Source organism: Microbacterium sp., from assembly GCF_052102115.1.
In the GTDB taxonomy this organism is placed as follows: Bacteria; Actinomycetota; Actinomycetes; order Actinomycetales; family Microbacteriaceae; genus Microbacterium.
Map to the genome: position 1 here is coordinate 1 of NZ_JBQDVP010000046.1, position 22,056 is coordinate 22,056.

General features: G+C 65.0%; 17 protein-coding genes. 7 read left to right on the forward strand and 10 right to left on the reverse strand.

Annotated elements, in window-relative coordinates; all coding sequences use genetic code 11:
* The 7 genes from ACTICP_RS12795 to ACTICP_RS12825 form a co-directional block, all read right to left on the reverse strand.
* Window positions 1–1,155: ABC transporter transmembrane domain-containing protein (locus ACTICP_RS12795; protein WP_441892938.1), on the reverse strand; the 1,155-nt coding region annotated here is incomplete at its 3' end.
* 47 nt (window positions 1,156–1,202) lie between these two features.
* Window positions 1,203–2,747: an ABC transporter transmembrane domain-containing protein gene (locus tag ACTICP_RS12800; RefSeq protein ID WP_441892940.1), complete on the reverse strand. Its 1,545-nt coding sequence runs from the start codon at window positions 2,745–2,747 to the stop codon at window positions 1,203–1,205.
* 194 nt (window positions 2,748–2,941) lie between these two features.
* Window positions 2,942–3,826: an ABC transporter ATP-binding protein gene (locus ACTICP_RS12805; protein ID WP_441892942.1), complete on the reverse strand. Its 885-nt coding sequence runs from the start codon at window positions 3,824–3,826 to the stop codon at window positions 2,942–2,944.
* A gap of 28 nt (window positions 3,827–3,854) precedes the next feature.
* Complete coding sequence (locus ACTICP_RS12810) at window positions 3,855–4,913, reverse strand: FecCD family ABC transporter permease (protein WP_441892963.1); 1,059 nt, start codon at window positions 4,911–4,913, stop codon at window positions 3,855–3,857.
* 68 nt (window positions 4,914–4,981) lie between these two features.
* Window positions 4,982–6,055, reverse strand: a complete 1,074-nt coding sequence (locus ACTICP_RS12815) for an iron chelate uptake ABC transporter family permease subunit (RefSeq protein ID WP_441892944.1) — start codon at window positions 6,053–6,055, stop codon at window positions 4,982–4,984.
* A 33-nt stretch (window positions 6,056–6,088) separates the two neighbouring features.
* The gene (locus ACTICP_RS12820; RefSeq protein ID WP_441892946.1) at window positions 6,089–7,051 is read right to left on the reverse strand and encodes an ABC transporter substrate-binding protein; all 963 of its coding nucleotides are present in this window, start codon (window positions 7,049–7,051) and stop codon (window positions 6,089–6,091) included.
* A 47-nt stretch (window positions 7,052–7,098) separates the two neighbouring features.
* Window positions 7,099–8,910, reverse strand: coding sequence for an SIP domain-containing protein (locus tag ACTICP_RS12825; protein ID WP_441892948.1), 1,812 nt, complete (start codon window positions 8,908–8,910; stop codon window positions 7,099–7,101).
* A gap of 594 nt (window positions 8,911–9,504) precedes the next feature.
* Between ACTICP_RS12825 and ACTICP_RS12830 the strand changes: the two genes are divergently transcribed.
* From ACTICP_RS12830 to ACTICP_RS12840, 3 genes are all read left to right on the forward strand, one after another.
* Window positions 9,505–10,653 carry a helix-turn-helix domain-containing protein gene (locus tag ACTICP_RS12830; RefSeq protein WP_441892950.1) on the forward strand — a complete coding sequence of 383 codons (1,149 nt, stop codon included), beginning with the start codon at window positions 9,505–9,507 and terminating at the stop codon, window positions 10,651–10,653.
* Between the two features lie 155 nt (window positions 10,654–10,808).
* Window positions 10,809–14,318 (forward strand): MobF family relaxase, encoded by a 3,510-nt coding sequence (gene mobF, locus ACTICP_RS12835; RefSeq protein WP_441892952.1) that lies wholly within the window; start codon window positions 10,809–10,811, stop codon window positions 14,316–14,318.
* Between the two features lie 193 nt (window positions 14,319–14,511).
* A complete protein-coding gene (locus tag ACTICP_RS12840; protein ID WP_441885327.1) occupies window positions 14,512–14,880 on the forward strand; it encodes a hypothetical protein in 369 nt (122 codons plus the stop codon).
* Here ACTICP_RS12840 and ACTICP_RS12845 read toward each other — a convergent pair.
* Both ACTICP_RS12845 and ACTICP_RS12850 read right to left on the reverse strand, forming a co-directional pair.
* A complete protein-coding gene (locus ACTICP_RS12845; RefSeq protein WP_441892954.1) occupies window positions 14,862–18,170 on the reverse strand; it encodes an NACHT domain-containing protein in 3,309 nt (1,102 codons plus the stop codon). The genes ACTICP_RS12840 and ACTICP_RS12845 overlap by 19 nt on opposite strands.
* Window positions 18,171–18,374: 204 nt before the next feature.
* A complete protein-coding gene (locus ACTICP_RS12850; RefSeq protein ID WP_441892956.1) occupies window positions 18,375–18,611 on the reverse strand; it encodes a hypothetical protein in 237 nt (78 codons plus the stop codon).
* Between the two features lie 472 nt (window positions 18,612–19,083).
* On the opposite strand from ACTICP_RS12850, the gene ACTICP_RS12855 reads away from it, so the two are divergent.
* The 3 genes from ACTICP_RS12855 (at window position 19,084) to ACTICP_RS12865 (ending at window position 19,981) form a co-directional block, all read left to right on the forward strand.
* Window positions 19,084–19,272, forward strand: coding sequence for a hypothetical protein (locus ACTICP_RS12855; protein ID WP_029152559.1), 189 nt, complete (start codon window positions 19,084–19,086; stop codon window positions 19,270–19,272).
* A 91-nt stretch (window positions 19,273–19,363) separates the two neighbouring features.
* Window positions 19,364–19,531: a hypothetical protein gene (locus tag ACTICP_RS12860; RefSeq protein WP_157560399.1), complete on the forward strand. Its 168-nt coding sequence runs from the start codon at window positions 19,364–19,366 to the stop codon at window positions 19,529–19,531.
* A gap of 93 nt (window positions 19,532–19,624) precedes the next feature.
* Window positions 19,625–19,981, forward strand: a complete 357-nt coding sequence (locus ACTICP_RS12865; RefSeq protein WP_029152558.1) for a cupin domain-containing protein — start codon at window positions 19,625–19,627, stop codon at window positions 19,979–19,981.
* A 5-nt stretch (window positions 19,982–19,986) separates the two neighbouring features.
* On the opposite strand, the gene ACTICP_RS12870 is transcribed toward ACTICP_RS12865, so the two are convergent.
* A complete protein-coding gene (locus tag ACTICP_RS12870) occupies window positions 19,987–20,733 on the reverse strand; it encodes an SGNH/GDSL hydrolase family protein (protein WP_441892959.1) in 747 nt (248 codons plus the stop codon).
* A 34-nt stretch (window positions 20,734–20,767) separates the two neighbouring features.
* Here ACTICP_RS12870 and ACTICP_RS12875 point away from each other — a divergent pair.
* The coding region (locus tag ACTICP_RS12875; protein WP_441892961.1) for an arginine--tRNA ligase at window positions 20,768–22,056 on the forward strand (1,289 nt) is incomplete at its 3' end.

Genomic DNA, 22,056 nt, shown 5'->3' on the forward strand with positions numbered 1-22,056 from the left:
GGTGCCGCTGTCCGGCTGGTGAGTGCCCGCGATCAACGCGGCGAGGGTGGTTTTGCCCGCTCCGGACGCGCCGACCACCGCGACTTTCTGACCGGCTTCGATGGTGAGGTTGATCTGATCGAGCGCGGGGCGGTCGGCGCTCTCGTAGGTGTAGGAAACTCCAAGCAGTTGGACGGTGCCGGGTTGCGAGCGCTGCTGCGGTGAAGGAACGTGATCGGGTTCGGGCATCGTGATCACGCCGACGATACGACCGAGGGAGGTGATCGTGGACTGCAGCACGTCGACGACGAACAGCAGTTCGTTGATGGGTCCGAACAGTCGGAGGAAGAACAACATCGCCGTTGTCGCGATACCGACAGTGGAGTGCCCCGAGCTGATCAGCAGGTAGCCGGTCGCGAGGATCGCACCCATTCCGATGTACTCCGCCAAGTTGAGCCGCCCGAAGAACATGTTCTGCACAGTGCGGGTTCGCAGACTGTGCTGGACAACAGCCCAGGAAGATTTCATAACGGTGTTATGTCGACGATCGGTGAGTCCGAAGCCGAGCACGGCGTCACGTCCGCGCAAGGATTCCAGCATGTGCTGAGCGCGGGTGCCCATCGCAGCGCGTTGTGCACGGTAGATATGTGGAGCGGTGGACAGGTACCAGCTCACCGTGAGCAAGTAGATCGGAATAGTGACGGTCATGGCGATGCCGTACCGCCAGTCGAGTGCCGTCAGCCCGGCAAGGGTGACGAGGATGCTGAAGCCTGATGCGGTGAGCGCGGGGATCACCTGTGGTGCAGCATCGGCGACCTGGGCGACGTCATCGCTGGCGCGCGCGATGAGGTCGCCCGTTCCGGCCCGCTCGACAAGACCTTGCGGGAGCCCCATCGAACGGGCGAGCAGTCGTTCGCGGAGGTCGGCGAGGATGGTCTGGTATGCGCGCGTGGCGAGCACAATGGTGAGGGCGGATCCGATGGCCCCGGCTCCTGTCGCGGCAACCATGATTGCGGTGGTCGAGACGACAGCACCGGTATCGGCGGAGCCTTCGTCGACGAGGTCCACGAGATAGCCGAGCGCCGTCGGGAAGACAAGGCCCAGTGCGGCGGAGAACAGACCGAGCACGAGGGCGGCGGCGAGCGTGAGACGTGTCCCACGGCTGGAGCAACGCAACTCTGCCCATGTTTGGCGAGCACCTGCGACAGGCAGCGCGAAGAGGCTCACAGTGCACCTGCGTGGTTGCGTCCGGCAGTCCAGTCCGCCACCCGGTCACACACTCCGAGGAGGGCGGGAGAGTTCGTGACGATCAGTGTGGAGCGGCCGCACCGAAAAGCGCGGAGACGGTCGGCGATTGCTGTTTCGGTGACGGAGTCGACCGCGGTGGTGGGGTCGTGTAACACGAGCACGGGAGCATCGGTGGCCAGAGCGCGTGCCAGGGCAACACGCTGTCGTTGCCCGCCCGAGAATCGGTTCCCGTTCTCGCCAACATGGCTGTCCCAACCATCTGGTGCGGTGGTGAGGAAGTCGTCGCAGGCCGCTGCGGATGCCGCCGCCGCTCTCAGCTCAGGCGGAGCACCAGGGGTGTCGAGGTTCTCGGCGATCGTGCCGGTGAACAGCGTTGCTGCGTGCGGCGCCACAGTGATGCGGGAACCGTAATGGGTTCGGTCGAGGTCCTCGGCAGGTACGCCGTCGAGCGTTATCTGAACATCGCCGTCTGTGCCTGGGGCGAGCAGCGCCGTCATGATGCGCATTGCTGTGTGATCGTCGGTGCGTATACCGACGAGTTCACCTGGTTCGATTCGAATGCTCTCCTGCCCGCCTACGGTTACTTCGGTAGTCGGTGTTGCGGCCAGTGGCGCGGCGGCGTCTGTCGTATGCTCGTGCGGTTGCTGAGCGGAGCCTGCCAGGAGGTTGATGATCCGGGCGCTCGATGCGACTGCAGTCGCCCACCAGGTGACCGCGTTCGAGGTCAACGAGAACAATGGTGCCAGGAGCACCTGGGTGAGGCCGACGACGGTGATCAACTCGCCGACGGTGATGTGCCCCTCGATGGCGAACCATGCCGCCAGACCTCCGACGATCGCGACGAAGGTGCCGCTGATCGTGCCACTCGCGGCCAGGTACCTTCCCAGGGCGGTGTTGCTGCGGTGTGCACCAGTGAGTGCTTCGCGGCTGGATACGCGATAGCGGCGGTTCGCCTCCTCTTCGGCACCGATCCCTTTGATGATGCGGTACCCGGCGACCAGGTCCGCCGCTTTCGCGACAGCAGAAGCGAGCAGAGTTTGGAGCTGTTGCCTGCGGCGGGCGAATGGTCGGCTGAGGGTTCCCGTCGCTATGACCACCAATGGCGCGCCGACGAAGACGGCTACCCCCAGCGGCCAGTGGATCATGCAGAGCATCACAGCGATGAAACCGATGCCCGCGACATCACCGATCGGGAAGACGCCGATCGTCACGGCCGACGACGCACTGGCGACATCGTTAGTCGCGGTCGACAGGATGTCGCCGTCTGCACGCTTGGTCATGCGCTGGAGCGGATGCACGACAGAGGTCGACAGTGTTGCGCGCAGCCGGTGCTGGGTCAGTTGCACGGCCTGCATGGTGAGTTGCGCCGCGAACCGGAACCCGAGTGACAAGAACAGGAAGTCCAGGCCGAGCACGAGCAACCAGAGCAGCAGCTGTCGCAGATCTCCAGCCGCCAAAGCGTTGTCGATTGCCGCCCCCATGATCACCGGGACGAGCGCTTCTCCGACTTGGTGGACCACCGCTAGAACAGCGGCGGGAAACGTTAGCCGTGTGGCTGAGAAGATGACACGCAGCGTCAATCTGCGGGCAGTCTGAGTCTCATCGATGACGAACGGTGCGGTGGGAGCTGTCGACGACGCTTGACCAAAGACCGGGAGCCACCGCGTCAGCGGCCCACGCCCCAGTCCGGCGGGATCGGTGTCGCGTCGGGCTGTCATGATGCGCTCGCGCCTCGCCTGTCGCGCCGGCGTCCCAGCGGCACAACAGAGGGTGTGCCCGCGACGGGGTCGGACACGACCAGGCAGCGAAGCCCGAAGACCTCCTCCACGAGCTCGGCGGTGACGATCTCACCTGGAGTGCCCTCGGCGACGACCTGCCCGTCGCGCATCGCAATGAGATGGGTGGCGTATCGGGCGGCGTGGTTGAGGTCGTGCAGTACGGCGACGAGTGTGCGTCCTTGCTCGTGAAGGTCGGTGAACAGTTCCAGCAGCTCGATCTGGTGGGTGATGTCCAGGAAGGTCGTCGGTTCGTCAAGCAGCAGGATGCCGGTCTCTTGCGCGAGTGCCATCGCGACCCAGACCCGCTGCCGCTGCCCACCGGACAGCTCGTCGACCAGGCGTGCGGACAGGTCGGCCACCCCGGTTGCGGTCATAGCCCGGGTGACGGCGCGTTCGTCGTCCGGGGTCCACTGTCGGATCAGTTTCTGATGCGGATACCGGCCCCGCGCGACGAGGTCTGCGACGGTGATCCCGTCGGGTGCGATGGAGGTCTGTGGCAGGAGTCCAATGCGACGGGCTACTTCTTTAGCCTTGTAGGAGTGGATGTCCGCCCCATCGAGAATCACTTCTCCGGAAGAGGGCTTCAGAAGACGAGACAGACCGCGCAGCAGAGTGGATTTGCCGCATGCGTTCGGGCCGATGATCGCGGTGAACGACTGGTCCGGGATGGACACCGAGAGGCGATCGCTGATGACCCTCTTGTCGTATCCGATCGTCGCAGCTTCGACGCGCAAGCGCGGCACACCGTCAGCCCTCGAGGCGGAGGGCATGACTGCTGGAGATGCAGCGCCTGTCGTCACCACCGTGGCGGCAGAGGTCATCGTTCCTGTCCTTTCGGAAGTGTCATGCTCAGGCACGTCGGCGTACCTCGTGGATGATCAGCCACACCAGATAGCCGCCGCCGACGATCACGGTGACCACACCGACGGGCAGTGGAACGGGCAGCAAATGTTGGGCGGCAACGTCGGCAGTGGCGAGCAGCAATGCGCCGGTGAATGCGGCAGAGGCGACGGTGACGCCCGGGGTTCGGGTGAGCCGTCGGGCAATCTGCGGGGCGGCCAGGGCAATGAACACGATCGGGCCGGCGGCTGCGGTCACCGTCGCGGTCAAGGCGACGCCGATGACCATGATGGCGAGGCGTATCGGTTCGGTGCGGGCGCCGGTGGCTTTGGCTGCGTCGTCGCCGAGTTCCAACTGCCGCAGGCCGGGGGTAAGCGTTGCCATCGCGCCCAGGAGCAGCAGGATGATGCCGCTGCCGTAGAAGGTTTGCTCCCAAGAGGTTCCGTTCAGAGAACCGGCGCCCCAGGCCGCGGCGGACATGACTACTTCGAGGTCAGCGGTGAGCATGAGCCAGGTGTTGAACGAGGTGAGCACTGCAGAGACCGCGATTCCCACAATGATGAGCCGGAACCCTTGGACGCCTCGTCGCCAGGCCAGTAGATACACCAGCGCCGCGGTCGCGATACCGCCTAACAGCGCTCCTCCGGCGAGTTGTAAGTAGCTGCCGTGAATGAGGGTGATCACGACCAGGGCACCTGTATAGGAGCCGGCGGAGAAACCGATGATATCTGGGGAGGCGAGGGGATTGCGGGTGAGTGACTGGAATACCGCCCCCGAGGCGCCGAGCGCAGCCCCGAAGATCACCGCGGCCACAGCTCGCGGGAGTCGCCATTCGACTACGACGGTGTGGGCAAATCCTGCATCGGGGGCTCCGATCAGTGCTGCCCATACCTGCCCGAGCGTGAGGGGGTAATCTCCCAGAGCCAATGCCCAGGTAGTGACCGCGAGTGTCAAAACGCCGAGGATCGCGCACACGATGATCGTTCGCGCCTGCCAGCGCAGCGCGAACCCGCCGCGACGAATAATGACCGTGGGGTGTCCGAAGTCGACTCGCGTAGCAGCGTCGATGGTGTCCGGGGTCTCGGGGGTGTCTCGTAGGGCGGGAGCGCTGCGGGCAGCGCCATTGTTCGGCGCGTTCACAGTCCGCTCGCCTTCTTGCGGCGTACGAGGAGGATGAGGACGGGGGCGCCGACGAAGGCGGTCACGATCCCGACGGGGAACTCGCCGGGGCGGATCACGACACGTCCGAGGATGTCGGCTGCGAGAACCAGCGAGGGTGCGAGCACGAACGTGTACGCGAGAATCCATCGTTGGTCCGGGCCGACGATCCACCGGGCGATATGGGGCACCATCAGCCCGACGAACCCGATCGGTCCCGCGACGGCGGTTGCCCCGCCTGCCAGGAGCGTGACCGCGACGATGACGAGCAGACGGGTGCGCGTAATGCTCGTTCCCAGGGAACGAGCGAGATCGTCACCCAGCGCGATCGCGTTCAGCGCTCCTACGGAGAGAATCGCGAGCAGAAGGCCGACGATCAAGAAGGGCAGCACCGGCAGGAGCACGTCCCAGCCTCGGCTCACGATGCTCCCAGCATTCCAGTTGCGCATCTGATTGAAGGTCTGAGAATCCAGCAGCACCATCGCGGTGACGATCCCTGATAGCACCGCACCGAGCGCGACCCCAGCGAGAGTCAACTGCACTGGGTCCGCGCCGCCACGCCCAGCCGACCCGATCACGTACACAGCGATGGTCACGACCAGGGCACCGGCGAACGCGAACCACACGTAACCGCTGATCGAGGACACTCCGAACACGGCGACGCCGAGTGCGACGAAGAACGCCGCTCCGGCGTTCACCCCGAGGATTCCCGGATCGGCCAAAGGGTTGCGTGTCAGCGCCTGAATCAGTGCGCCCGCCGTTCCCAGCGCTACTCCCACCACTAGACCGACAACGGTGCGCGGAATACGCAATTCGTGGACGATGAAGTGCGGCTGCGTGTCCTCTGCGCTGATGAGGGTCTCCCAGACCTCCGATACGGAGAGGGTCTGTGAGCCGATCAGCACGCTCGCGGCGAAGACAACCGCGAGTAGCGCGACCGCGATCAGCAGACCGAGTGCCCGCCGTCCGAAACCTGGGGCCGGCACGGAAGAAGCCACTTCAACTGTTCTCGTGCCGGCCCCCGTTAGGGCGTCCGTCGTGCGTTGATTCATCTTCTGTTCTCCCGGCCTCTGGGATCGGGCGTCTTACAGGCTGAGCAGGGCGATGAGATCGTTCTCGACCTCGTCCAGCAGTGCGAGCTGGCTCGACGGTGATCCGAACGACAGTTCCAGGTCGTACTCCAGCACCTGATTGTTCTGGACGAACGGGAGCCGCTGCCATGCCTCGCTGCCGGTCAGTGCGGTCATGTCGCCGTAGTCGCTCACGGTCAATGCGACGTTGGCGTCATTGAGCTGATCGAACTGCTCAGGGCTGAGGATCACACCGCCGTCCTGTTCGGACAGTGGCAAGATCTCGATGCCCAGTTCTTGATAGACCGAGCACAGCGTCTGCCCTCCGCAGATGGTCTGGATTCCGGGACCGCCATACTCCGGGTACACGACCGTTACCACCAGGTCTTGCGCCTGATCTCCGATCCGCGTTCTCACTTCGTCGAGTCTTTGCTCGTAGGTCTGCTCCCATGCCTCGAACTCTTCGACGCGATCCAGCGCGATCGCTGTCTCTTCGAAGTGCACGCGCCAGTCCTGCCCGTCGAACCCGTCCAGGCTGTAGGTCGGGGCGATGTCGGGGAGCCGGTCAACGATCTCCTGGTCGTAGCCGAGGCTGTTGAGGATGAAGTCTGGTTCGGCGGCGGCGACCGCTTCGTAGTTCACCTCGGGGAAGTTCACGAATGTGTCAATGCCTTCCAGCGCGGCCTCGGAGAGGTAGGAGGGGAAGTCGTCGAACTCGCTTCGAATCGGTTGCGCACTGGCCAGCGGGATGCCGAGGGTGATCAGCACGTCGACATCCGTGGTGTAGATCCCTAGAGCCGCTTGCGGTTCTGTCGGGATCGTCACCTCTCCGAAGGCGCTGTCGACGGTACGGGTCGCGTCCGCGGCCGGTTCGCCATTCGGTGTCGTGGCGCTGCAGCCTGCTAGGGCGATGAGCGCGACGCTCACGATCGCTGCAAGGGCAGTGGACTTGATCCTCGATCTTGGGGACAGTGTCATGTGTTGCGTCTTTCTCTTGGTGGGTCGGGATGCTGAATGGGGTGTGGTCACCGGGTGTCTGCGGGCAGGAGCCGGAAGAGCTTGTCTCCCCAGCCGACGATCTCGGTGGATTCGATCGTGAGTCCGGCGGAGTGGAACAGATCCTCGAGTTCTTGTTCGGTGCGGAGCCCGGTGCCGAACAATGCGAAGTGGCGTAGGTCGTCTCCTGCGGTGTGTTCGTCGGGTGGTCCGTCGTCCAGAACGCCTTCGATGACCAGGACGCGTCCACCATCGGTGAGGCTGTCTGCGGCTCGACGTAGGATGAGCGCCGCGTCCGCAGGTCCATAAGCTGCGAGTTCCCAGTTGAACAGGACCGCATCGGCGCCGGGTGTCGTGTCGAATAGCGAGCTTTCTACGAGCTCGACTCTGTCTCGCTGCTGGGAGCTGGGAATCGACTCCGTCAGATCAGCTCGGAACCAGGCCAGCTGTGATGGCAGCCCCGCGATCGTCACCTGAGTCCGCGGGTGGTGGGAGACGATCGCCTGGGCGATCACTCCCGCCGCGGACGACCGCACGACAACATGCGACAGGCCTTGAATGCTGGGAGATTTCGCGAGCGGCTCCGCGAGGTAGCGCGAGAACTTCGCGATCTCGTCAAGGAACTTGTTCGTGTGGGACGGCTCGTTGCGGAACTCGACGTACGGCTGGCCGTTGATGACGCTGTAGGACTCGTGGCCAGTGCGCAGCGCCTCGACCAGGCCGAACAGAGCAGTCTCACGACGGCCGAACGCGCCATCGCGGTGCAGGGCATCCTCGACGAACTCTTCAAGGAAGATGTCGCCGACATCTGTCAGCCGGAAACGCGCCGGTTCGGGCTGGGCGACGAGCCCGATCCCCTCGAAGTAGCGCAGCAGTTTACGTAGCGCCCGCCGATCAGCACCTGATCGCCGGGCAAGGTCGTCGATGTCCGACACGCCCCGGGCAAGCAGGTCTGGCAGGCCGAGCACAACGGCTGCACGGATAGCCATTGGCGGGAGGAGGTCCGCAAGCTCATGGAACTTCTCGAACGCTTCTTCGTTGCGCTCCGGGTCCGGAATCGAAGGGTCATCGGCCATGACGACGACCTCACTGTTGCGCCAGTAGCCGGTGAACTCCACTTCGGTCTTTGGCATGTCGCGGTGCTCCACCAGGAACCGGCGGATGTCCTTCACCGCCGCCGATTCCCCCGCGACCCAGGCGTACGGCGCTCCGGGCCACCAGCCCGCTGAGCGCACGGCGTCCAAGAGAAGAGTGGTGCTTCCTGCCGGAGCGCCGTCGCGTGGTAGCCAGGTGACATTGACGCCTGGAAGCTCCCGCAACGGCAACTGATGCTCGCGGTGCGCGACCTCGATGAACACCTGGGCCTTCGCGTCCTCTGGTAAGGATTCGAGAAGCCTGGAGATGGCGGGGATTGCCGTGTCGTCACCGGCGACCAGCAACCAGTCCGCAGTTGGCAGTTCTTGGCTCGCTGCCGGGCTCGTGATGTGGATGTGGTCGCCGGGTCGGGCGCGGTACGCCCACGACGTCGCGATGCCTGTGCCGTGCTTGACGAAGTCCACGTCGAGCTCACGGCGCTCGGCGTGCCACCGACGCACTGTGTAGACCCGAGAGAGAGCCCGGGGGTCCTTCGGCCAGTCCAGGTGCGCCTCATCCTGGACCGGCAGCACCGGCTCCCGCTTGCCGGGGTAGCTGAAGATCAGCCGGATGTCATCATCGAAGCCATCGCTTCGGAACTCCGGCTGCTCCAACCCATTCGCTGAGGTGAAGGCTCCGAGTTGGTTTCCCGTCAGCGTGATGCGTCGCATGGCCGGTCCGAGGTCGGTGATACGCGCCACGTCCACCTCTCGCAGTGTGATCGGGTGCACAGTGAGCGAGCGCGACGTTTTGGGCATGAGGAAGCAGTACTCCTTGCAGATCTGGATCGGGTGCTGACGCGCAGAAGACGCCTCTTGATAAGGTTAGGGCAGCCTTATCTCATCTGTGGCGCGTAGACTGCCAGATAGTTATCAATGAATCGGTGGCTGCTGACAGTGATCTCCACGAACCCGCCTCCCATCCCTGCGTGCTCCGAGCCGAAGCGGTGGGACCCTCGTCTGCACATGCTCATATGGGCACACACTGGCCGCACTCATGTCCGGTTGCCCGACGGCGAGCAGCACCGGCTTGATGAGGGAACGGGCATCTGGCTGCCCGCCGGCCGAGATCATGAGCTCTGGACCGAACCAGGTTCACTCGCGATCCCCGCATGGGTTCCTACGCAAGAGAGCCCGCAGGCACCCTCGCAGGTCACGCGCTTCACTGTCGCAGCGGGGTGGCGGGACTGGCTCGTTCACCACTTCGTCCTCGGCATCGGCCCCATGACCAGCTCCGGATACACCCCGGGCACGCTCCTCGACGTCCTCGGCGCTTCCACGGGAGGCTCTGCAAGGCCACAAATGTCGCCCGTCGATGACGTGTCTGCCTACCCGCCGATGCCGCAGTCCGTGGCAGCGGGTGCCGTCGCGCAGCATCTCCTCCGTAACCCCACTTTCGAGCACACCGTCGACGAGTGGGCGAGCACTGTCGCCTCCAGCCCCCGGACCATTCGCCGCGAGTTTCTCCGCGACACCGACCTGACCTTCGCACAGTGGCGCACTCGCTTGCGCCTCGCAGTCGCACGCGAGTTTCTCACCGCTGGATACGACGTCGAACACGCAGCCGCACACGCAGGATTCGGAAGCCGCAGCGGTCTCACCCGCGCCTTTCGCGAGCACTACAACACCACACCCCGCGAATTCGCCCACCAGGCAAGACACACAGCAGGCGCGCCATCCGCACGCGTCACCAGCATGCGACAGATCAGCACCCTATTGCGCGTCATGGACGACGACCCAGAATCTCGACCCGAGCTGCCCGCCACCTATACGACTCCACGAGTGAATGACTTCCACGTCCTCGCCTGGACCTACCGAGGAGAAGCCTGGGCGCGGGTGAGTGGGGCCACGCACATCAGAAAGAGAGGCGACGCAATCTGGCTTCCAGCGGGCATCGAGAACGAGACAGGATGGCAATCAGGCTCGCTCGGCGTCCCCATCGGCGATCTCCGACCCGAAGACGCCCATTTCCCTCAGCCCTTACGGGCACACTTCGCCCCCGCCTGGGACACCTACCTGCTGTACTGCTCGGTCAGTGCGTACACCGGTCTTCGGCCCGAGAACTATGACCCCAAGCACATCCTCGACATCTTCGACACCCAACTCGCTGCCGAACGCGCTCGCACCGTCCCCATGCCGAAAGATGTGCACGCACGCAAAGTGGCCGCAGAATTCATCCGACGTCTCGGGTCGACGAATGCGATCAAGAACTGGGACGTGTCCCGTGAGGTCCACGACGCCTTCCGCCGCGAAACCGGCATGACATTCGCCAGCTGGCGACACGCTACCCGCATGCGAATCGCCCGAGACATGCTCCGCGAAGGCGCCAAACCCAGCAGTACCGCACGTCGCGTCGGCTACAGCCAACTCTCCAACTTCAGCCGCGACTTCAGCCGCTTCCACGGCACCTCGCCACGCCACTACCAAAACCACGAAGGCGAACATGAATGACAAGGCCTTTCCTCCTGGCCGCGCTGCGAAAACGGGCCGCGACGTCACGGATACGCATGGCACGGTAGAGCGCACTGTTCGGATGGTGCTACGCCGAGGAACGCACCCCGTCGTCAGCGCAGTCCCGCGGAAGAAGCGTTGCGTACCTGATCGATGTGACGGTGTCGATCAGGGTGATGACGGCCGGTGACGGGTACCGGTACCTGCTGAACTCTGTCGTCACTGGCGACGGCGACCGTGACGCCGCTTCCGCGTTGACGAGGTACTACCTGGAGTCGGGAACACCACCAGGCACATGGACAGGATCCGGGCTCATCGGTCTCACAGGCGGTGTGGCCGCAGGCACGGCCGTAAGCGAGGAGCAGTTGCGGCGACTGATGGGCTTCGGGCAGGACCCCAACAGCGGCGAACAACTGGGGCGTCCATACCGAAAGTTCGCAACCGCAACGGAACGGGTTGAGCGGCAACTTGGCAAGCTCTCTGACGCGCTCACCGAGGAGCAACGTGAAACAGAGGCCGCGCTGATCGAGGCTGAGGAAGCTTCGAAGCCGACGGGTGCGCCGGTGGCGGGGTTCGATCTGACGTTCTCGGTCCCGAAGTCCGTCTCCACTCTCTGGGCTGTCGCTGACGGCGGCACGCAGGCGCTGATCGCTCGGGCGCATCACGCGGCGATCCAAGATGTGATTGAGCTGTTCGAGCGTGACGTCGCGATGACCCGGATCGGTGCGAAAGGGCCGCGGGGCGCGGTCGCTCAGGTCGACGTTCGGGGTGTGATCGCGGCAGCGTACGACCACTACGACTCGCGTGCGGCGGACCCGCAGTTGCACACTCATGTGGTGGTCGCGAATCGGGTCCAGGCCGTTCATGACGGGAAGTGGCGGACTCTCGATTCCCGTGCGATCCACGCCGCGGTGACGGGGTTGTCGGAGCATTACAACGCGGTCCTCTCCGACCACCTCACCCAGACGCTCGGCGTGGGGTGGGAAGCACGTGAGCGTGGTGCGGGCAGGTCGACGGCGTGGGAGATCGCCGGGGTGCCCCAGGAGCTGATGGACGAGTTCTCCTCCCGCACCCGTGATATCGAGCAGGTCAAGGACCGCCTCGTCACCGACTACGTGACCAAGCATGGGAGGCAGCCGTCGCCGAAGTTGCTGTGGCAGTTCCGGCAACAAGCGACGTTGGAGACCCGGCCCCCGAAGCAGCACCACTCGCTCAGCGACCTCACCACCCAGTGGCGTGATCGTGCGACCGAGCTTCTCGGGGAGGACGCGCCGACGTGGGCCACAACCCTCCTGGCCGGGAGTGCTGGGGAGCCGTTGCTGCGCGCGGACGACATCCCCCTCGGTGATCTCGAAGTGGTTGCTGAGGTGGTGGTGGCGCGGGTGGGTGATCGGCGGGCGACGTGGAAGCGATGGAATCTGCATGCGGAGGCTGTCCGGCAGACGATGGGACTCCGGTTCGCGTCCGCGACTGACCGCGACCACATCACCCAACAGATCATCGACGCCGCAGAACGCGTCTCACTGCAGTTGACCCCGCCGGAACTCGCGTCGAGCCCGCCGACGTTCCGCCGCCCAGACGGGACGAGCGTGTTCCGCCCGAAAGCTGCGACCGTGTTCTCCTCCGAACAGGTCCTCGCCGCCGAAGACAGACTCCTCACCGCGTCGAACAGCAGGAGCGCACCGACCGTGCCGCTCGCATGGATCGAGCAGGCAGCGCGGACGAAGAACCAGGCCGGGCATGTGCTGTCACCGGATCAGGAGCGGGCGATCGCGAAGATCGGCATCTCCGCCCGCACCCTCGACGTCCTCGTCGGCCCCGCGGGGACAGGGAAGACGACCACGATGTCGGCGTTGCGGCGGGCGTGGGAGAAACGCCACGGCACGGGCTCCGTGATCGGGCTCGCACCATCCGCTGCCGCTGCCGATGTCCTCGCTGGGGATTTGGGGATTCCGACGGAGAACACGGCGAAGTGGCTCCACGAACACCGCAACGGCACCTGGAACCTCACCTCCGGCCAGCTCGTCATCATCGACGAAGCCTCTCTCGCCGGAACCCTCGCCCTCGACACCATCACCACCCACGCCCAGCAGGTTGGTGCGAAGGTGCTCCTCGTCGGCGATTGGGCGCAGCTCGCCGCGGTGGATGCGGGTGGGGCGTTCGGGATGCTCGTCCGAGACAGGAACGATGCCCCGGAGCTCACTGACGTGAGGCGGTTCCGCAACGAGTGGGAGAAACACGCCTCCCTTGGTCTGCGCATCGGGGACACCGATGTCATCGACACCTACCTCGACCACGACCGCATCACCCCAGGCCGATATGAGGACATCCTCGAACAGGCATATCAGACGTGGCGTGCTGACCAGGCAGCGGGGAAGGCGTCGGTGTTGATCGCGGAGACCCTCGACACCGTCTCCGAGCTCAACACCCGCGCCCGCACCGACCGGATCCTCGCAGGCCAAGTCGCCCTCGACGGTATCCGGTTGCATGACGGGAACGAGGCCTCCCGCGGCGACCTCATCATCACAAGGCAGAATGACCGACGACTCGCCCTCGGGCGAGGGTGGGTGAAGAACGGCGACCGCTGGACCGTGACGCGCGCGAACGATGACGGATCCCTCACTGTCCGCCGCGCCCACTCGAAGTGGCGCACCACAATCACACTTCCTGCCGCGTACGTCACCGAGCACGTCGAACTCGGCTACGCGATCACGGCTCACCGGGCGCAGGGCTCCACTGTCGATACGGCGCATGCGATCGTGCACTCGCCCGAGATGACCCGGGAATCCCTTTACGTCGCGATGACCCGAGGCCGGGAGTCCAACCGGGCCTACATCGCCACCGATGAACATCACCTCGAAGAGCATCAGCATCGGGATGACCTGCAGATGACCGCCCGGTCCGTGCTGTACGGGATCCTGCAGCACGTCGGTGCCGAGCAGTCCGCCCACGAGACCATCACGACCGAGCAGGACATGTGGGGATCGCTCGCACAGTTGGCTGCCGAGTACGACACCATCGCACAGGAAGCGCAGCAGGACCGGTGGGTCACACTCCTCGAACACGGCGGCCTCACCCCGCAGGCGATCGACGAGCTGGTAGAGACGGAGTCGTTCGGGATCCTCACCACTGAACTCCGACGCCTCGAAGCCACAGGTCACGACATCGACGACCTCCTCCCACGCATCATCCGTGCCGCAGGCCTCGACGGGGTGGAGGATCTCGGATCGTTGCTGCGCTACAGGATCCAGAAGGTCGCAGCCACCTACCCGCCCTCAGCACGTCGGGTTTCGCTGATCGCCGGCCTCGTCCCGCGCGCGACGGGCATCACCGACCCGGCCATGCAGCATGCACTCCAGGAGCGGGAGCAGCTCATGCAGCAACGCCTCTACACCCTCACCATAACGGCGATGGAACAGCCTGCGCCGTGGATGAGAGCCGTCGGCGATCTCGACCCGGACGCACGAGTGACCGTGGTGCGGGTGGTGGTCGCGTATCGCGACCGGTGGGGCATCACCTCCACCAGCCCCCTCGGCCCCGTCCCCGACGATGACGCGCAGCGTGTCGACTACGAGCGCGCCCGTGCAGCGTTCCTCGTCACGCAGGACCGGGAGGCTCCTGACACCCGCGGGCCTTCTCGATCGACCGGACGCAGCCTCTCCTGATTCCGGCACCCACCACGGCCTCTTCCTGCCCGACGGCGGGCGGCGTAGAGTGTCGATACGGCAGGACTCAACCAAGGGCCATCCCAGCGAATCTCAACCTGGGAGGCAGCACCTCTCGCCGATCGAGAGCCTCACACACACGCACCCGCCGGACAATGTCGACTTGCACTGTGCGTATGAAAGTGAGGCCATCGTGCTTACCACCCTCTGGAACCTCAGCATCCGAACCCGCATCTTCCTGCGCCGCCGGATGCCTACCAACATCCTCCTCGACCGACTCCGCACCCGGCGCGGGCTGAAGTGGGGCGTACTAGCGATGCTCCTCGGCGTCGTCTACATCCTCGTCGCCGCGACCTGCACCGGGCTCATCGACCAGGGCTGGAGCACATGGCTCTACCTGGCCTTCTTCTGGGCACTCTGGAATGGGCTGAAGTTCCTGTTCTTTGGCCCGTGGAGCCTGATCCTGCTCGCCCGCGTCCGCATACAGGAAGCACGAGCAGACAGAGCCCTCCTTGGTAGCGGACGCCTCGAGCAGCCAGTTGGCTATCTCTCGAACCAGTGATTCGTGGTCGCGATCTCTGCGAGCGGCCGCGTTCGGGTCGCCGAACGCGTCCCGAGTTTGTCGACTGCGATCTGCACGAGGTCCACAGGCCACTCGCCCGGGCTTTCTAGGATCGACTGAGCGGTCTTGATGGGCATGGCGACGAGGCGGGCGGGGTCGGCCCACCCTCCGACAGGCATCGCGTTGCGAGTGCCCGCGAACGTGTCCAGCTTGAGCTTCCGGGTCGATTGTGCTGCCCTCACCACAGATCGGCCGTCGTGTGTTCCGGCCAGGAACACGTCCTGGATCTCAGGCTCGAGATGCGGAGGGACCCGCTCACGGGTTGTGTCCGACCCGACGATCCAGACTAACCAGAGAGCTCTCCCCGAAAGCGCGACCCGTCGGAGCCGGAGCGCCTCGCTCAGGTCGAGAGTTCGGACACGGTGAGCAGCAACGTCGCGTTGCAGCGCACGTTCGACAACACGGAACATCTTGGGTTGGAGACGAGTAAGCGCCGAGTTGAACGTCGAAGCGAGTTCAATGACAACGCTGGTTCGTGCTGTCTCGAGGAACGCAATGATCTTGAGCGCCAACGACGTCTGGTCCGTGGCGGCTCCCAGGAACTTGTCCCACCATGCAGCGTCGACTTTATGAGAGCGATAGTCCGCTTCATCTTGTACTGCACGGGTCAGCGAATCGTGTTGAGCGCGTAGAGCCATCAACGAAAGATCCACCGCGTCCGGGGTCATTGATACTGCTCGTCGAAGCAACCACCCGTCACCCCAGAGGTCTGCAATCGCGGAAAAGTACTCAAGCCAATCGCTGTCCGTATTCAGACCGGAGGGATCGTTCCGAAGTGAGCGACCGCCCTGCGCTGCCCGAGCAGCAAGCGTCGATAGCGTCGAAGTGCTGACCACAGGTACTGAACGGCTGGCGGCGTAGGGTCCGGCGAGGACATCTGCGGCGCACGAGACGAGTACTTCGACATCAGTATCCGTGCCCGCTATCTCCGCAACCTCCGCGTAGCCCTGGTTCAGGCTGTCGACAATAGCTCGCGCAATGGAGTTGTCGGTGCCGTCGTAACCGCCATGGAGCAGTAGCTCACCAGGCCATTCTGGGGAGTGCGTCGTTGCGTTCACAGAGCTTCGAAGGTCACCGATCCGATCAGCCGAGAGTCTGGAGAGCACGCGCAGACGGGAAGCGGTCAATAGCCACTCGTCGGTCGGAGCGAAGCGCTCCCACCACCAACCCGTGAGGTCGTCATCGACGACTGCGTGAGCCAGGAGGCACTGCTCGACGAGTGCGCGGACGGAACCACGGGGTGTGGCCGGCAGGCGGTCTTGAAGATGAGCTACTGCCTGTGCGCGTCCAGCCTCGTCCCCGAGGCGAAGCGGCGTCCCTGCCGGATCCAGGATCCCGTCCTCTGCGAGAACAATCCCCGGCCCATTGAGCGCGAAGTCGACAATCTCTCGTATCTCGACGGATGTCAGACTGTCGTAGATGCGGTCGTTGAGTAGCGTCACCGCCATCGCCCGAACCAACGGGTGCGGTGCGACGCGTTTCTCGACTTCACGGAAGTTCCCGTTCAATCCTCTGACCTCGCCGCGCGCGAGTTTGCCGATGAAGAACCTGCAGACGTTCGCCCAGTACGGTCGCTCCAACAGTGCGTTGAGCCCGTCATCTCTTGAGTTCCCGTTGCCTTTAGGGGTGAGGTTGTCAAAGATGTGGAGCGCCGCGAAGTACTCGCGGAGTGACTGGACTTCAAACTCGAAGGCGTCCTCACGTTCGACCATGCACAACACGCGATCCGTGATTGCCGAGTAGAGCTGGTCGGCAAGTTCTTGCTCGCGGGGGCGTCCCGCAAGGTAGGTGCGAAGCAAATCTCGGAGTTCGTCGCGTTTGATCGATCCGGCGCTTTGCCCTTCCTCCGCCTTGGTCTGCAGGTACCAGCCGAGGTACGCATGTGTCTCTTCCACGACTCGGCGCTGGTCTGCGAGGAGTGGCTCTTTGTCTTCGCCTTGCTCTCGGTCAAGGAAGGTCTTGAGATACTCCTCGTAGAGCTCCGTCCGCTGTTGTGGAAGTAGCTGACGGCGATAGAGGAGATGAAGCAGAATCGCGAGTTGCATCGGATACGACGCAAGCTCGTTGACATGGGGCACATGCTGGCTGTCCATGAAAGTTGTCTGTAGTTTGCTCGCTGCCTCCTGGGATAGGGCCGATACGTCGCACCACTTCTGGAGATACTGGAGCCGCAGTCCCTGTGTGAGGCGCTGCAGATGAAGAACCGGGAACGCGTTTGATGCGGTCAGCGGCTGCAGCGAGGTTCCAGGCCGCGTCGCAACGAGGATGACAAGATCCGCAGCGTCCGCTTTGAGTCGCCCCCGCATCAGCGTGATCTCCTCGACGACACGCGCCCGTGTATGGAGGTTCGCGACCTCGTCCAGTCCGTCGAGTGCGAGGAGCACCGGTTCGGTGGCTAGCAGCAGTGCCAGATCGCGGGCGGTGAAGTCATTGGCTCCGATGTGTCGACCGACGTCCTCGATCACGTACTCTTCCAGGCTCCGCCACCCATCGGTGGAGCGGGGAGGTGCCTGGTGCTTCTGCTTCTTCTTCGACGAGGACCGGGGCGGTGGCTGGGATGCCCACTGTGCGTACTTGCGCAGTTCGATCCGCACTGGGAATCGAGACTCGGCTTTTATGCGGGCCAGATCGGTCTGGCCGGGCGCGTAGCCCTGTTCTCCCAATCTCCGGGCGCGATGGAACTGACACACATACTGCAAGACGGTGGACTTCCCTTGCCCAGGCCCGCCCACAAGGACCGCGTGACCTTTCCAGTCCGGATGAAGCAAGGCCTGCGCCGCGCCGGTCACCACGAGTCCTGACTGGCGCTCAAGCCCGTCCGTATCGCCCGGTGCAGAAGCGGCAATCCTCTCAAGCAACGTTGCCAACGCAGATCCATCACGTCGACACCCGACAGGCACATCGACGAACATGGCGTCCACCGACGGGCCGCGGAGGTCAACCTGCTGAAACTGGACTGATCCCTCAGCCGCGAATCGGTCACCCAAGTACGCGCGAAGCGTTCCCTCGAGTTGGGCCCTCCGGGCCTGGTTCTTTTCGTGACGTCTCTTGATCGCGATCAAGTCGTCGACTGTGTACCCCGCGCCGTGATTCGCGTCGATCATCGTGTGATGCGTCGGACACATCAGGACGAGATTGTCGTATCCATCGACATCAACAAAGCCAGGATCATAACGGGGGCCTCCCACGCTACGCGCCCGAATATGCGCTTCCTCTCCGATGACCTTCACGCTCGAAGAACCACCCGCCGTCCTCACCGTGATGGTGAGAGCCTGCAAGCATCCGGGAAACGCGCATTGGTCATGCGCGCGGGACCACAAGGTCTTCCGCGCAGGATCCTTGATGCCCATCCGTCTCCCGTGGTCGAAGTTCCTCCCATCCTCCCAGGTTGCGCTGACAACACGGCGCCGGCCGCTCAGATACCTCGGACGCTGCTACCCAGCGGACGGGCTGGAGGCAGAAATCGCGGGCACGAGCGGAGGGCGCATTGTCACACCGCGCTCCTTCAAGTAGCGGCCGACCGTGCCCTGCGCGACGCCATAGTGCGCGCCGACCTGAGCGAGCGTCTGTCCCGCCTTGTACATCGCCACAGCGGTGTCCACCTGTCCTGGCTCGAGACCCTGGCGGCGGATCTTCACCCCCGCAGCCCGGAGCCGCTTCAACACCGTCACCCGGTCAAGACCACGAGCATCACCGATCTCCCGAGCCGACAGCCCTGACTCGTAATCAGCCCGGAGCGCGGCGATCAGTTCGGGCGTGTACGAGGTTGGAGCTTTCTCAACTGCACAGGAAACGAGCCCCCGAGTGTCCGTAACTGGGGTCACCTCACCCAACTCGCGGACCAGCGTAATCCCCGCCTTCGCCCGAGATATCAACGATCTCAGCGGGTGACGCGAGTTTGGAACTTTGTCCAGCCAGGGGCACAGATGGGGCCGGGAGATCCGCAGAAACACGCGGAACTCTCGGCCCCTAGTTCTGTTCCGTTCGAAACCGCCGACGCGCCAGCGCACATACAGCGCGCATGGCTTCTGGATGCGCTGACCTCGACCGTTGTTGCTGCCGGTCGCACGACGCGTTCCCTTGACCGCGATATCCGTCGCGTGGGGGAGGTTTCGGTCCGTGCATCGTCGTACTGTCGATGGCATGACGGAACCAGAGGAAGAACCTCGCGGACAGTCGCACATGGGCGTCGGGGTCGGGGTTGCGCTCGGGCTCTCGCTCGGTGCAGCGTTGGGACTCACGGTGTTCGACAACCTCGCGATCGGTGCGGGTGTCGGGCTTCTCGTCGGCCTTGTGATCGGCGCTGCAGCCGATGCGAGGAAATCCGGATAGCTCATGCTCATCAGTCCTCCGAGATCGGTTCGTCCGTGTGCTTTCCCGGCCCGATGAAGCGGACCCCGCTCGTTCCTCGTGCCGGTGACCGATGAACAGCAATGGGTCGCGAGTCGACTGGTACGCCGGATCCATCGCCGCGCTCATGATGTCGGTCACGTTCGGCATCCTCTGGGACGACTGGTTCTTCGGCATCGCGATCGGCGTCATGCTCGGCATTGTCGCCGCGTTCAGCTTCACGTCTGCCTCCGACGAGTAGCCGTTCGCGATCCGACCTCCCACTTGGCGTTCGGTTCTCTCTGCATAACGAGAGCCGCGGCTTCCACCATCGCGCCGCCCGTACGATGGGGCCATGGACGATCAGACCGCGCCTCGCATCGTCGGTGACAGCGCCGCGGACGGAGCGCCGGGCGCCGTGTGGAGTCTCGCGCCCGACGACCGCACCCTCGACGCGAACGTGATCTGGCTGCCGGCCGGCGACGGGATCGCCTCGCACATCGGCCCCGACCTCGACGTTCTCGTGCACGTCATCGACGGCTCGGGCACGCTCGAGACCTCGGGCGACGAGATCGCGCTCGCGCCGGGCGTGCTCGCCTGGCTGCCGCCGCGGTCGCGCCGGGCGTTCACCGCCGGCGCCGACGGCCTGCGCTACCTCACGGTGCACCAGCGCAAGACGAAGCCGGCTTTCGGGCTGCGCGCCCGCGGCTGAGCGGCCTACTTGCTCGCCGAGATCTGCGCCGCGGTGTCGGTGTCCTGCAGCTCCGAGACGAGCTTCTCCGCGAGGTACGCGTGCCCGTCGTCCGACGGGTGGTGGTGGCCTGACGCGCTCGCGTCGATGACGGTCTCGTAGTTGCTCGTCGTGATCCACTCGTCGTCGATGGGCGAGACGTACGACAGGCCCTCCTCGGCCGCGAGCTCGGCGAGCACGTCGTCGATGCTCTCGATGCTCTCGTCGACGGGCAGCATCGACGGCGCGGGACCGAGGATCACGAGCTCCGCGTCGGGGTAGGTCGCCTCGACGGCGCGCCAGACGGCGCGCGCGGCGCGGGGGAGGGCCGACAGAGGCTGCGCACGGTCGTTGATCGAGCCCTGGATCACCACAACGTCCGGGTCGAGATCCGGGTCGAGCTCGGCAACCCGCGTGCCGTAGAAGCCGCCGTACTCGCCGCCGCGCAGGTACCCGCTGCCGTTCTCGCCGTTGACGGTGGTCGCCCACCCGAGGATCGCGCCCGTGCGGTACGCGTAGCCGCCCGTCACGGTCGTCGACGCGAGCCCGAACGTCCACGAGTCGCCGAAGACGAGCAGCGAGGCCTCGGGCTCGACGGCCGAGACTCCGGGCTGCGCGACCCAATCGCCGGACACGTCGACGCCGTGCGACTCGGTGGCACACGAGGCGAGCGCTGCGGTGGCCAGCCCGACCGCGCAGGAGGCTGCCGCGAGGCGGCGGAGGAAGCGGGGCATTCATCAAGGATAAAGCTCCTACAATTGAACCCCTATGAGCCCCGACGCCCTCGCCACCGTTCTGTTGTCCGTTCTCGACGCGATCGCGGACGAGAAGCGCCCGGGCGAGCCGCTCGGCGCGACCCTCGCCGACATGACGATCGAGCGCCCCCGCAACCGGGATCACGGCGACTGGGCGACGAACGCGGCGATGAAGTTCGCGAAGAAGCTCGGCACGAACCCGCGCGAGCTCGCGCAGCAGATCGCCGACCAGCTCGGCACGGTCGACGGCATCGCGTCGGTCGAGGTCGCGGGCCCCGGATTCATCAACATCCGCCTCGACGCGGCCGCGGCAGGCCTGCTCGCTCGCTCGATCGTCGAGGCCGGCGACGAGTACGGGCGCAACGACTCGCAGGCCGGCAACAGCATCAACCTCGAGTTCGTCAGCGGCAATCCGACGGGGCCTCTGCACATCGGCCACACGCGGTGGGCCGCGCTCGGCGATTCCATGGGACGTCTGCTCGAGGCGTCGGGCGCGACCGTGGCCCGCGAGTACTACGTCAACGACGCCGGCGCGCAGATGGACCGGTTCGGCGCCAGCGTGCTCGCCGCGATCACGGGCGCCGACGCGCCCGAGGACGGCTACAAGGGCGCCTACATCGACGAGCTCGGCCGCAAGGTGCTCGCGGGCCGCCCGGGAATCCTCGACGAGGCCGACCCGCAGGCCGCCGTGCGAGACGCCGCGTACGAGCTGCAGCTCGCCGAGATCAAGGAGTCGCTCGGGAAGTTCAACGTGCACTTCGACGTGTGGTTCTCCGAGCGCGACCTCCACGCCGGCGACCCGAGCCTGATCGATCAGGCCGTCGAGCGGCTGCGCGACGAGGGCCACGTGTACGACGCCGACGACGCGGTGTGGGTGAAGACCACCGACTTCGGCGACGACAAGGATCGCGTGATCCGCCGCGGCAACGGCATCTACACCTACTTCGCCGCCGACGCCGCGTACTACCTGAACAAGGGCGACCGCGGCTTCCAGCACAAGATCTACCTGCTCGGCGCCGACCACCACGGCTACGTGCACCGCCTGAAGGCGCTTGCCGGATCTGCGGGCGACGACCCCGAGAAGGATATCGAGGTGCTCATCGGGCAGCTGGTGTCGGTCAACGGCGCGCGGCTCAGCAAGCGCGCCGGCAACATCATCGAGCTCGACGACCTGCGCGACTGGGTCGGCACCGATGCGCTGCGCTACTCGCTCGAGCGCTTCCCGGCCGACTCGCCCCTGTCGCTCGACCCCGAGCTGCTGCAGAAGCGCACCAACGACAACCCGGTCTTCTATGTGCAGTA

Coding starts and splice junctions, on each gene's coding strand:
- ACTICP_RS12805 (WP_441892942.1), bottom strand. CDS start 3,826: ATGACCTCTGCCGCCACGGTGGTGACGACAGGCGCTGCATCTCCAGCA.
- ACTICP_RS12815 (WP_441892944.1), bottom strand. CDS start 6,055: ATGAATCAACGCACGACGGACGCCCTAACGGGGGCCGGCACGAGAACA.
- ACTICP_RS12820 (WP_441892946.1), bottom strand. CDS start 7,051: ATGACACTGTCCCCAAGATCGAGGATCAAGTCCACTGCCCTTGCAGCG.
- ACTICP_RS12830 (WP_441892950.1), top strand. CDS start 9,505: ATGTCGCCCGTCGATGACGTGTCTGCCTACCCGCCGATGCCGCAGTCC.
- ACTICP_RS12855 (WP_029152559.1), top strand. CDS start 19,084: ATGACGGAACCAGAGGAAGAACCTCGCGGACAGTCGCACATGGGCGTC.
- ACTICP_RS12860 (WP_157560399.1), top strand. CDS start 19,364: ATGAACAGCAATGGGTCGCGAGTCGACTGGTACGCCGGATCCATCGCC.
- ACTICP_RS12865 (WP_029152558.1), top strand. CDS start 19,625: ATGGACGATCAGACCGCGCCTCGCATCGTCGGTGACAGCGCCGCGGAC.
- ACTICP_RS12870 (WP_441892959.1), bottom strand. CDS start 20,733: ATGCCCCGCTTCCTCCGCCGCCTCGCGGCAGCCTCCTGCGCGGTCGGG.